We start from the raw sequence: 12,069 nt of genomic DNA, 5'->3' as shown, positions 1-12,069 counted from the left end.
GTTTGTCCTAACTCCTCCCGAACTTGATGCAGTTGAGTCTTCGTGTCTTCTAATTCATCTTGAGTCTGATGCCATTGCGACTGAGTTTGTCCTAACTCCTCGGTTCTGCTCTCCAGTTGAGATTGAGACTGCTGGAATTGCTCCCCCTGCTGTTGCAATTGTGACTGATTTTGCTGGAGTTCAGATTGTAAAGTGTTTCTGTATTTTTCTAAATTTCGGACTTCTACCCAATCTTGAAACGCCCAAACTCTATACGGAGAAGATTTTAGCTGTTCCAGCCAAGCAAAATCCACAGTTTCATCAGGTTGCCACCCTCTAGCATCCAGTTCGCGATAGAGGGCGATCGCTTCTGGAAAATAATGGTTAATCAAACTCGCCCAATGACTATCCACCGCTTGAGTCTGCAATAAGGCTGCATCATAGATATTTGATGCAGGCAACCCTAACTCGCTCTGAAACTTTTGATTAATGGCTTGAGTATATATAGCTGTATTTTTAACAATCGTCTCCAGATTCGCTAAAATACACCGTTGAGAAAATTTATTATAAAAATTGATAATTTTTCGGTTGTAGTGCAGCCAAATCTTTACCGCCAACTCTGGCTGACTTTGAAAAATCGCATAATAATTCTGGCGATACAGTGAATCGACGACTTCCCAAGGAGCGCGATAAATCAGCAAAAAGTTAGCATCGGGAAGCAGCTCACCCCAAAAATATAAAAACAGAGTCGTTCGTGGCTCCTTCCACCCCCAAATTGCGCTAACCGAGTTTCCGCTAATAAGTTCCTTAGCTTGTTCTACAAAGCGGTCTTCTACATCAATCTTTTCCTGTAATGTCCATCCATCTTCATGGATTCCTTGGGACTTCAAAACCGTTTTATGGAAATCATAAAACTCATTATTTTCAAAATATCCTTTAATATTTCCTTCATTGGGCTGCATCAACCGCCGTCCGATATGCAGCCCCGCACTCTGTAGCAAAGAAGCGGTTAAAGAACTGCCGGAGCGATGCATACTAGCAATAATTAACACTTTTGAAATTTCTACTTGGCTTTTTTCCATATTAGTTAACTATGAAATTAACTTAAAATAAAGTAGCTGTCAACTGTTGCCACTCGTGAGAGTTGCTGAGGGATCGGGCATCGAATTCATCTCCATATTCCTGAGAATATTTTTGGAAATAATTTATCCAACCTAACACAGTTTCTGTAGGACAGTCAGGAGTAGCAGATAAAGATTTTTCTAGATAACTAGCCATTTCAGCCAGATGACCAGTAAAATACAACCGCCACGCACTCCAAACTAAGTTAGTATAACGAGCCTGACGCTCTAATTGGCGAATTTGATCGGGTAAATTAGGGCGAGCGAATACCCGCTCCAATACTACCTGACATTCAGAAGTTTGTAACGGTGTATTGTGCGAAGCATTAGCCTCATGCTGACGATAGCATACTGTGGTTTGTCGTACCCAAGTGGCTTCGCACCCCATCAGTGCCAACCGCAACACCAAATCTACGTCGGGAGCCTGATGATAGCGGCAATTAAAGCCTCCAGCAAACTCCAACCACTCTCGACGAAACATCATTGCTCCCAGAAAAACGGGTTTCCAAAGAATCCACGCAGGTAAGTCTAATTCGGGTATGCCCTGCCACGATTGTATATCGGAAATGGCTTCACCTTGTTGATTGACAATCCGCCAAACACTATGGACAATTCCGAGACAGGGGTGTTTTTGAAACCAAGCCACCTGTAGCGCCAACTTGTCAGGCAAAAAAAGTCATCTTGATCCAAAAAAGCAATCAACTCGCCTTTAGCTTCAAGAATACCGCGATTCCGAGCCGCCGCGACTCCTTGATTTTCTTGATACAGATACCGCAATTTATCTTCATATTGTTGTACGATTTGGCGAGTGTTGTCGGTGGAACCATCATCGACTACAATAAGTTCCCAGTCGCGATAAGTCTGATGCAACACGCTGGCGATCGCCGGACGAATATAGAGCGAACCGTTATAAGCTGGAATAATTACGCTGATTTGTGGATTTTCAGCCATTTTTGACATCTGTTCCTCTTGATTCAATCCGATTTTTGTCCGCTCTTTTCCTTCACCCAAGCGCGTTCAAGATACCCCGTTTTTAGGCAAATCCGACCCCTAACGCCTTATAATTATTCAACCCAGTTTTCCTACAAAGCCAGCGCGAAAATCTGCTGTGCGGATAAGTTAAACTGGGGAAAGGTCGGGGAAACAATGGGAGTATTTTCCGTAAAGGGATTCATCTGGTATTCTCCCTCAACCCAATTACAAACAAAAATTGTGGGTTGCTTGGGGTCGCCAATAAACTTTCTCGCCCCCAATGCTGCGTAATCGATAATCCAATATTCTTCAATGCCCATTTCTTCATAATCTCGAAGTTTATTGTAGTAATCGTCCCGCCAATTAGTTGAAACCACTTCAACAATTAATTTAACAGATTCAGGATTTTGGATAATCGATTCGTTTTCCCAGCGGGTTTCCGCCCCAAGAACTTCTTTGTTCAAAACGATGATGTCTGGCTCGTAACCAGCACTTTCGCGTTGGGGTTTGACAATTGATTCCCTAGGAATAGTCCAAATGCCACCTTTGCCTATCTGTCTGATAGTTATCAATAGTTGCTCGATCAGGGAACCTGCCAGATTTGAATGTTTTCCCTTGGGCTTGGGCATTTCGATAATGACTCCATCGTGCAGTTCGTACCGGACTTCCGAGTTTTCGGGATACCCGCTTATAAATTCATCAAAGCTGTATAGTTTGGTTTCGGCTTGGGCTTGATTCATAAGTCATTTTTAGATTATTTTGAGCGGTTGTTATTGAATCAAAGCAGCATTCGCGAGTCTTCTACTCCCTAAAATTTGTCGATTAAGCATTTTGACTAATGTCGGAACAGTTGTACTATAATCGTAGTGTAACTCTCAAAATAGAAAAGAATTGCCCGAAAAACCCACAATTTTAGTCACTGGAGGAGCCGGATATATCGGTTCCCATGTAGTTATAGCATTGCAACGCCACAATTACAATGTTGTAGTTCTGGATAACCGGGTCTGCGGACATCGAGACTTGGTTGAAGAAGTCCTCAAAGTGGACTTGGTAGTGGGAGATATCGGCGATCGCCCCCGATGCGATCGCCTTTTCGCCACCTATAACATTGCTGCTGTCATGCACTTTGCCGCCTGCACTCACATCAGCGAGTCGGTGCAAAATCCTGGTCAGCGACATCGCTACAGCACAGGTCTTAGGGTGAAAATACTTATGGCAAGGTGGCGAGACGGCTGCATTTAATTTAAGCACTGGTAAGGGGTTTCCGGTGCGGCAAGTTATTGAAATCGCCTGTGAGGTGACGCAGTGTGATATAAAGGCGATCAAGGGCGATCGCCGGACTCACGATCCGCCAATTCTGATTGGCAATGCCGAAAAAGCCAAGGGAGTGCTGGGATGGCAACCTCAGTATCCTGACTTGAAAGAGGCGATCTCTCACCCTTGGCAGTGGCATCGCAAGCGCCACGGTTCATTACTTCTCAAATAGAAATTATGTGAATCAAGTCGCTATACTCATCGTTAATGGATTCGATCGGAGCCATAGACCTATTTATTCTCTTGAAGAAGCTCGGCAAGACGCAATTTTATTTCCGTGGATGGAAACCTCATTTATCATCAGCGAGCCGGAAGTTGATAGGCTCGACTTCGCAATTCTAAAAATGAGATCTATCTCGAACACGAACACCTGAGAGTTCAACTCCGAGACCGAGCTTTTCAGGACTTAAATGTTTTAATAGGAGACATCGCAAGCAATCCCTATAATGGCATTTATAATTTGCCAATTCCCCTCTTGAAAATTTTACCAAAAACTCCCATAAATTTGTATCAAAGGAAACGATTATTGAAAATTAAAATTGATTTGTTTGAATCAAAAAACAAACTGGAAAAAATTAAGGCTATTCTCAATTAGACACCCTTTAACTAAGAAGGTAATTAAGATACCCTATCTCTGAGTAAAGCAATCGTTGTTTGACTAAAGCGTTCTAACTGAAGTTCAAGTTGAGACAAGCGGGTTTGAGAACGCTCCAACTCGGCGCGAATGAGTTGGACTTTAATCGGCGATATTTCGAGTTTCTTGAGCTTTTTTTCTTCGCAGTTGGCAATCTCAACCAATTCTGAGTAGAGCTTTCTCACCCTCGGGTCTTGGATTTCTTCCCCGCAACGATGATGGCGCAGATCTGCCGCAAAAAAATCTTCTCGTTCGACATTGAGAGACAGCGATCGCCCCAGATTTTGTACCGCCACACGGTAGCGATTTGGCTCCCAATCAAAATTAATAATTGGAAACGGACAGAGACGGTACAGGGAAATCAACTGGCAATTATAGCGAAACCATAACTCCTGCCAATCGATTGAGCGATCGACAATTTGTTGTCTATTTTCTAGAGAAGAAACCACATCGTAGGGATCTCGAAACGTTCCCACCAAAAGCGTGTCTGGCTCAAACCAAGCAGACAGACAAAATAGCATTCGCGGGTCTTTTATTCCCCAAAGTTTGTCTAGTTGGCCGAGGTTTTGCTTAAATTCCTCGATCCGCTGCTTCAGAGGAAGCGGAATAGACTGCACCTCTTCTGGCTCGTACCAATAGCCGCCGTTTGCCAATAGCAGCTCGTTGTTAATTTGCATGACAACGGCACTTTCTCGATTTCCTTTTTGATTGGATCTAGCACTTTCAGAAACCTCCCCTAAATACAACCCATACTGCTGAAGCATTCCCGTTAAGCAAGATGTGCCACTCCTGTGCATTCCCAAAATAAAGACACTTTTTCCCAGAGTTATCTCTGTATTTTGCTCTCGGGAAAGTTCCAGAGATTTGGTGTATTTTTGCCAATCGCGATTGATTAGAGATAAATTCATATTTCGCTGCTTTACCCTCACAGTGGGAATCGGTAAAGTTGCAATTGCATCATATTTTCAGCCTAGGAATTCTGTAATTACTTCATCCAAATTACTGAAAATATCCTCCCGCAAATCACTCCAGATTTCTTCGTTATGTGCTAAATCGAGAGATGTTCGGAAAATAGGATTTCGACTACCTGCACCATGATGGTAAATTAAATTGCCATACACTCCGCCGAGCAAAAAATGCCGATTCTTGACATTACTGCGTCGCAAACCAACCAAAGACGCATGGCGTTTTAACCATTCACCAGTAGCAAAATGGCTAAAATCTTGCTCTGGCTTGTGGCAGTCTGTAAACCGGATGCCAAGGCGATAATAATCTTGCTTTCTCATGCACAGGCAGCTAATGTGAACGAAGGGTTCGAGTTCGCGGACAAATTCATCGCGATACACCCCAACAACAGTGGCTGCGGTTTCGATAAAATTTATCAATGTTTCTATCCAGCGATCGCGAATGGGAAAGGCATCCGAATCTAGGGTAATAAAATACTCAATATCCTCATCTAACTGCTCGATGAGAAAGTCCAAACCCGCCGAGTGTTGTGCGGCTCCCGTTTTCTCTGTCCGATACGCAAATACTTTAACTTTTGGATAGGTAGCAACGACCGAAATGTCCTCCGCTTCGATCTCGCCATTAGCAATATAGATTTGATAGTCAGACGAGCGATCATGCCGCTCGATCTGCCGCAAGCACAGATCGAGCCAGGGATAATAGGTATCCGGATGACCGGGTTTCCTGGCATTTACAATCAAAATCGCAGTTTTTGCCAAATCAACCTCCTTTTATGGTAGTATCCCATTTTAGGGGCAGTAGGGTGTGCAAAATCTTGCCCACCCTACCGGTGAAGTCGGTGCGTAAGTCCTGATTATGCAAAATCCATATTACCATGAAGAAAATATCCATTATCATCGTTAATGGATTTCCCAGAAAAGATTTACCAGATTATCCCGCAGAAAAATGTCGTTTGGATGTCATTCAGTATCCTTGGATCGATATTTGCTTGCGTCAAGTTCAAAGACATTCCAATTCAGAAAGTTATGAAGTTTATATTTATGACGATGCTCGTCTGGAATCTCATCGTCAAATTATGGCAAATTATCCCAATATAGTAGATATTTATCCGCAGTCTTTAGAAGAATTTGACGACGGATCGACTAAAAATTTACCGACGGCATTAAATTTTACCATCTCTCGGTTGAGGGATAACATTGAGTATTTTATTCTGCTCGATACCGATGCTTTTCCCATTCGAGATAATTGGCTTGATATTTTTATAAATTTGTTGAACGATGGAGCTCCGGTTGTCTGTGTTTGTCGGGACGAAAAGGCTCCCAGATTGAAGCCATTTGCTCACGTCTGTTGCTTGTGTATGCGAAAGGCTGATTTTTTAAAAATGGGAGTTTGGTTTTATGAAGAGATGGCTATCGCTGGGGCTGAATTCAATTATATCGCTACGTTAGATTGGCTAGAACGCGGGGCAAAGATTGTGGGTTTGCAGCGAAGCAATGTTAAAAAATACCACGATTTAATGGGAGGAGTCTATGGGAATTTAGTCTATCATCAAGCAGCGGTCAACCGATTCGCACGATTTCGGACTGCCAGCAATGAAGTCGATATGGAACACGAATTTCTCCGAGTTAAACTTCGGGATGCCATCTTCCAGGATCTAGATGCTTTAATTGAAGAATTTATCCCTTGTCCGTATAACGCGATCGCCCAGTTACCTATTCCTCCGATTGACATCGGAGATACTCATCCATTTTTGCTTCAAGAAAAGCATATTTATGAAATTAAAATAAAGTTACAAAAATCGCAGCAAAGACTGCAAACAATTCAAGCAAAACTGTAATTTTTATCTAAAATTGTTAGCATTCTTTGTAGGTTGGGTTGAGGAACGAAACCCAACAAAGCTAGAAGATTAACTACAAGGGAAGGGGGAGAAGAGGGGGGACAAGTTTTTCAGCTTTTACCATCGGACGTAATATTATCCCATTTTTCTCTCTTGGATGCTAGAGAAGCGATCCCCCAATTCCCCTTTTTAATGGGGGAGGAAGAAGCCTCTCTAGCACGATTTTTTTAAAATGGGATTAGATTTGTACGAAGACGATCGCGCTAATTTGGGGAGCATCCCGTTGAGAGTAAAAATGCTTTGATGACCGGGTAAAGACTCTCACTTCCTTTGCCGATAAATTTCCCAAATCGGGATGATTTTAACCTTCTTCAAAACCAGCGGGAACTGAGGGATAAGCAATACCATATTTGCGGAAAGTTTCCTTAGAACGTTTCAGCAAGTCGGTTTTGTAGATAAATTCATCCCGAGCGTCTATTGGATAGCATTTGAGCATGAAATGGGTGGCCCAGGGGTTTTCGTCTATCATCACCATAATGGGCAGTTTTAATTGGGTGTATTGACTGGTGTAGGCAGCTTGATATAAGATTTTCATGACCCGATCAATATCCACATTATGGGCCAGGTAAAAGTCCGTGACTACCTGAGCTTCTAGGGCCCCGTCGTTAGCATTTGATATGGGGTCTGTCCAGATTTTGTTGTGGGGAATGGTGACGATGTTATCAGTGGGAGTACGCAGGCGAATTCCCCGGAGTCCGTAGCTGACGACGGGGCCGTAATGCTCGCCAATTTGGACGCGATCGCCCATCCGATACGGCACTTCAAATAGCGCCACAACCCCCGCAATCAACGATCTAGCATAATCCTTAAATGCAAAACCCAAGGCTAAAGATATCGTCCCCGTCAACGCCAAAATATTATTAGGAGATAGGTGCAAAAACAGCTTCATCAAGCTAATAACTGCCGCCAGAATCACCGCAGCTCGCCAAAACGGCAATCCTTGCCTCACTATCAGCCGAAACCGGCGCGGCATCTTTTCCGATAGCCAGTTATTAAACCGCTCGCTCGCTACGATCAACAGGTATGCCACTAAGACGATCGCGGCTCCCTCCAGCAGCTTTATCAGAGTGATGCTGGTGAGGATTTCAGAGGATTTTTTTACCACATCTGATGCTGCCACTGCTGGCACTATTGGGGTAAGGTAACTAATTTTATCACATCCGAACATTATTGATTATTTCCCCACTAAAAAATTATTTGTATCTAAAATTATTTTCAGCTTCGGATAGTGAGCCGGATTGACCCCCAGTAAATTTTGCTCCCGCTCAATTACCCCTGATTGCAATAAAAACTGCACTCTAGGTTTGACCGCACTAATGCTTTTTCCCATACTGGCGGCAAGGTGAGCTAGACTCATACCCCCGTGCAGGAGGAGAGAGTATAATAAATAATGGTCTTGTGATAACAAATTCGGTAAATCTGGCAAGTTGGGTTTATCCAATTTCAACTTGGGGGTAGTAGCGCCATCGGCGTCAGGAACGGGAGCTTCATAGCGGAGCGATCGCAGCCACAAAGCCGCCGCCACACTGGTCATTCCCTGAGAAACCCCCGCCAACTGCTCAAAATAAAGCTCTCGCTCCTGAGAAACCCCATCCTCACTTCCCCCATCATCCCCAAACTCTACATTTGCCCCCTCCACAACGGGTTTCAGCCACTCTTGCAACTCCTCGCCGCTTAGGTTTGGTAGAGATACTGCAGACCCCAAATAAGCACTGACTTGATAAATAAAATCCAGATACTGCCAAGCCCAGGTATTACAGCCAATCAGCCAGAAACACGACTGTTCAGCAAACACTATATTGCGGATAAATTCTATTCCCTCAAACCCCCCGATACAGCGCAAAAAACACCAATCCAGTCGAGAAATCACTACCAAGGAATTGCGGGCTTCTAGCCGTTCCTGAGTGTCCGAAATATCCTCTTTTTCTGGAATTATTAGTTCAGAATTTATTTCATTTTTTAGATAGTTTTGAATATTCGCATATTCGTGAGGACGAGCTTCCCACTGCACTGTTCGCACCTGCAAGATATTTTCTTCCTTACTGATGCCAATTGTGTCACTGAGAATTCGAGATAGCGGCATTACGGGGGCACCCAAAATCACCAAACTATTGGGAGCATTTATATTTTCTCGCCACTGCACCAAAGCCGTATTTAGAGCATCCACCGCCGTTTCCCCGCTGGCATGGCTCGGTAAATTTATCAACGCCTGACTCAAGTTAAGCGCCATATCCGCTGGCAACTTTCCGGCTGCTTTTGGCGACTCTGACTCTGCTTCTGCCTGCAATAAATCCTTGAATTTTACCCTTAATTTCCAAAATCTGAGCTTGAATTTATCTATCACACCAATCGCCTTTAAAAATTATCAATTAATTCCTAACCCGCCGTTAAAACCGATAGTCTCGATTCTAAACCCGGCGATCGAGCGTCCCTTTAACTGGAAACCGTTCGGGAGCATCCCGAATTTGTAAAAAGCCAGATGAAAAAACCAGGTTTCTTAGGGGCGTTGCACAATTTTCGGGTGGTAAGGCAACCGATCGGATGGGAGTCAATGCTCCTTACAGTTGGGTTTCGTTCCTCCACCCAACCTACAAAGCCTGGGACTGATTAAAATTTTGATAACACTTGAGAGGCTCTTGGCTTCTGGCTAGTGCGGTTTTGATAGATGAGGATTCTTTCTGGGTATGGGTTCAAGGGAAATTTGCTAAGACTGCAACCGTATATTTAGCACAAATTTGACTGATTGTAAAGCTTGAAAAATAGTAGGATGGGCATGGCCCGATCGCTTGTGCTTATTAACCCCGAACGATCGGTGTGGTAAGGCTGGCGATCGCTCTGGGAAGCATTGGTAAATCTTGACATTATCAAGCCTGTAAATTTTTCGTTTTTGAGGGCGCACATTCCCCGAGCGATCGGCTAATTTTTTAAAATTTATAGCGTTTTTCGAGTGGTTATTTATCAAACAATTTTGCAATCATTTACAGTCGTTATTATTGAAACTATTTTACCCAACAAAATCGATTTTTGCGCCAAGAAAAGCATCTGTATAAAACCACAGTAAACTTCCAAAAATCGCATCAAAAACTCCAAACAATTAAGACTAAACTGCAATTTTAGGCTAAAATATAGCATTTCTCTTTCTTTCTGAGGTATATCTTCAAAAACTGTCATTCCCGCCCCCGTCTTCACGGGGGTAAACTGCTGCGGGAATCCAGTTCTTATGTGCACCTCATCTTTCTGAGAACCGCTATATAGCGGTTCGGTGGACTCATTCGCGTACAGATATTTAGAGGAGTGCGAGCATCTTGACAAGCTCTTGACAAGAGCTTGTCAAGATGCTCGCACTCCAAAAACGTACCTCATCTTTCTGAGAAACGCTATAAGCTGTTTTGCATCTAAATTGGATAATCCTAGCGAAGCTCGATGTTTGGGCTCGCGCGTACACGCTACGCCGCACAGCTTTCGCCCGGGCGCAGGCTTTACGCACTCCAAAGGTTTCATGATTTCCTCACCTCCAATTTAGACAGGCAACAGCTTAGTTAGCTGGATGAGTTCAAGTTAGTGCAAATTTGCTGAAGCCGATCGCGCGATTCTTTTAATTGAGAACGAATATTTTGCAGGCGATCGTCCAGTTCTCCTAACTCTGGAACCGACTCAGAGGGGGGATTTAAACTCAATGGCTCTTGCCTAGAGTCGCCTTGTGGCTGAAACTCGGCAGTCATTCCATAGCCAAACTTTGGCAATGCTGTCCCTGCCACTTGATGCAACCTTTCTAAAGTTTCGCGATCGCCACTGCGCCACCGTCCGATACTATCAGGAGAAGCCACTTCATCCCCGGCAATTTCTTTAGCATTGCCTTTAAGACCGAAAAACTCAAAAATCTGCTCGATCGTTGCCACGGTCGCCGTACATAAATCCTCAAACCGAATTCGCAGATACTGATGTAGCGTTCCAAATAGTTGCAGGCTTGGCGAGCCACCCAGACATCTTTGTAGTATTCTAAGCCCAAAGGAGACGGACGCACCCTTTGCCGACAAGAGCTACGTTCGGCACAGTCATCTTTGTAGGCTTGCCACAAACCCCCTGCTTCCCATTCATCCCTCATCTGGCTGCGCTTGTGGGTGTTGCCCCAGGGGCCAGCGACTTCGATCTCCTCGTCAAAACCGTAGGCGTAGAGCAGTGGAATGCCATCGCGCAGGTCGCTTTCCTGAGAGTGCCAGTGAGTTTTGCCAAACAGCGCCGTGCGATCGCCTCGGGCGCGAATCGCCTGCATCCAGGTGCGACTGTCCGGCGGTAAGGTTCCGGGGCAGTTATCCCAAATCCCCGTATTGTGAGGATACCAGCCGATTGCCAGACTGATGCGGGTGGGGACGCAGATGGGGGAGGTGGTGATGCAGTTGCTAAACCGGATGCCTTCTGCGGCAAGGCGATCGAGGTGCGGCGTGCGAACCCAACCGCCGCTACAACCCATCGCATCCTGGCGATGTTGGTCGCTCATCAACAGCAAGATGTTGGGTTTTTTGGGTTTGGGAGGGTTGGAAATTTCCAGCCAAGTTTGCCAGGGGGCAATTTCTGAGCGAATTTGCTCTGGCGATACTTGGGATAGGACAGCTAATTTCTGGTAGAGTTCTTGTTTGGCTTGGATGGGGTTGGCGTTCTGAACTGGCTGACTGTCAGTATCCCAATTAAATGTCCTGCCCAGATATTGTTCTAACTGGCGGTTATGGGGTTGAAAATATTCTGACAGCGCGGCTTTAATCGATTTGTCTATTTTGTCGTAGTTCCCAGCTTGATGTTGGCCGTATTCTGGTAGTTGATAATCTGGCAATCCCAAAAAATTAAAGACTTGACGGACGGTGGCGGCTGGATTGGCAAATAGGTCTTCGCTCTTTAAAATTAGAAACTGCTCTTTGGGGAAACAATCGAACCAGCGTTGCAATTGTTCTAGGTAGAGTCCGCGACTGAGATAGCTATATCTTTGATAAGCGAGGCTGCGATAGTTTGGGTCAGATTCGAGTTTGGCAATTTCGGGAACTAGACGATCGCTTTGCCGAGGCGATCGCCTCGGCAAAGGAAAGATACTCATTGCCTAGTGCAGGATGGCGAAAGAACATGACCAGCTTATTCAGAAGCGGAAAATCCTTCAAACTTCCACACGAATGGTTGAGCCAAGGTGCGGTTGAAGT

14 protein-coding genes are annotated in these 12,069 nt (G+C 44.6%); 3 read left to right on the top strand and 11 right to left on the bottom strand.

Going from position 1 to position 12,069, the window contains the following annotated elements; translation table 11 throughout:
* The 4 genes from J0895_RS13740 to J0895_RS13730 all read right to left on the bottom strand — a co-directional run.
* Window positions 1–1,061: sulfotransferase family protein (locus J0895_RS13740; RefSeq protein WP_422894335.1), on the bottom strand; the 1,061-nt coding region annotated here is incomplete at its 3' end.
* 22 nt (window positions 1,062–1,083) lie between these two features.
* Entirely contained in the window at window positions 1,084–1,584 is a 501-nt protein-coding gene (locus J0895_RS25910; protein ID WP_242541288.1) for a glycosyltransferase family protein, read from the bottom strand.
* Between the two features lie 44 nt (window positions 1,585–1,628).
* Entirely contained in the window at window positions 1,629–2,111 is a 483-nt protein-coding gene (locus J0895_RS25905) for a glycosyltransferase family 2 protein (RefSeq protein WP_242541287.1), read from the bottom strand.
* 71 nt (window positions 2,112–2,182) lie between these two features.
* Window positions 2,183–2,812, bottom strand: coding sequence for a Uma2 family endonuclease (locus J0895_RS13730; protein WP_207088648.1), 630 nt, complete (start codon window positions 2,810–2,812; stop codon window positions 2,183–2,185).
* A gap of 151 nt (window positions 2,813–2,963) precedes the next feature.
* On the opposite strand from J0895_RS13730, the gene J0895_RS27085 reads away from it, so the two are divergent.
* Together J0895_RS27085 and J0895_RS27080 are read left to right on the top strand one after the other, a co-directional pair.
* Window positions 2,964–3,314: an NAD-dependent epimerase/dehydratase family protein gene (locus tag J0895_RS27085; RefSeq protein ID WP_479724804.1), complete on the top strand. Its 351-nt coding sequence runs from the start codon at window positions 2,964–2,966 to the stop codon at window positions 3,312–3,314.
* Between the two features lie 25 nt (window positions 3,315–3,339).
* Complete coding sequence (locus J0895_RS27080; protein ID WP_479724803.1) at window positions 3,340–3,558, top strand: hypothetical protein; 219 nt, start codon at window positions 3,340–3,342, stop codon at window positions 3,556–3,558.
* A 446-nt stretch (window positions 3,559–4,004) separates the two neighbouring features.
* On the opposite strand, the gene J0895_RS13720 is transcribed toward J0895_RS27080, so the two are convergent.
* Window positions 4,005–4,928 carry a hypothetical protein gene (locus J0895_RS13720; protein WP_207088647.1) on the bottom strand — a complete coding sequence of 308 codons (924 nt, stop codon included), beginning with the start codon at window positions 4,926–4,928 and terminating at the stop codon, window positions 4,005–4,007.
* Between the two features lie 57 nt (window positions 4,929–4,985).
* The gene (locus J0895_RS13715; RefSeq protein ID WP_207088646.1) at window positions 4,986–5,744 is read right to left on the bottom strand and encodes a glycosyltransferase family 2 protein; all 759 of its coding nucleotides are present in this window, start codon (window positions 5,742–5,744) and stop codon (window positions 4,986–4,988) included.
* Window positions 5,745–5,860: 116 nt separating this feature from the next.
* On the opposite strand from J0895_RS13715, the gene J0895_RS13710 reads away from it, so the two are divergent.
* On the top strand, window positions 5,861–6,823 hold the full coding sequence (locus J0895_RS13710; protein WP_207088645.1) for a glycosyltransferase family 2 protein: 963 nt from the start codon (window positions 5,861–5,863) through the stop codon (window positions 6,821–6,823).
* A gap of 361 nt (window positions 6,824–7,184) precedes the next feature.
* On the opposite strand, the gene J0895_RS13705 is transcribed toward J0895_RS13710, so the two are convergent.
* The 5 genes from J0895_RS13705 to J0895_RS13685 form a co-directional block, all read right to left on the bottom strand.
* Window positions 7,185–8,003 (bottom strand): mechanosensitive ion channel family protein, encoded by an 819-nt coding sequence (locus J0895_RS13705; protein WP_340643514.1) that lies wholly within the window; start codon window positions 8,001–8,003, stop codon window positions 7,185–7,187.
* Between the two features lie 54 nt (window positions 8,004–8,057).
* Complete coding sequence (locus J0895_RS13700) at window positions 8,058–9,227, bottom strand: hypothetical protein (protein WP_207088643.1); 1,170 nt, start codon at window positions 9,225–9,227, stop codon at window positions 8,058–8,060.
* Window positions 9,228–10,422: 1,195 nt separating this feature from the next.
* Window positions 10,423–10,710, bottom strand: coding sequence for a hypothetical protein (locus tag J0895_RS13695; protein WP_207088642.1), 288 nt, complete (start codon window positions 10,708–10,710; stop codon window positions 10,423–10,425).
* On the bottom strand, window positions 10,656–11,969 hold the full coding sequence (locus J0895_RS13690; RefSeq protein ID WP_207088641.1) for a sulfatase-like hydrolase/transferase: 1,314 nt from the start codon (window positions 11,967–11,969) through the stop codon (window positions 10,656–10,658). Before J0895_RS13690 ends, J0895_RS13695 begins: the two co-directional genes overlap by 55 nt.
* A partial coding sequence (locus tag J0895_RS13685; protein WP_207088640.1) for a hypothetical protein occupies window positions 11,890–12,069 on the bottom strand: 180 nt, incomplete at its 5' end. The genes J0895_RS13685 and J0895_RS13690, both read right to left, overlap by 80 nt.

It is taken from the genome of Phormidium pseudopriestleyi FRX01 (assembly GCF_017313335.1).
GTDB classification, from domain to species: domain Bacteria; phylum Cyanobacteriota; class Cyanobacteriia; order Cyanobacteriales; family Laspinemataceae; genus Laspinema; species Laspinema pseudopriestleyi.
This window is presented reverse-complemented; position numbering and strand designations above follow the sequence as displayed.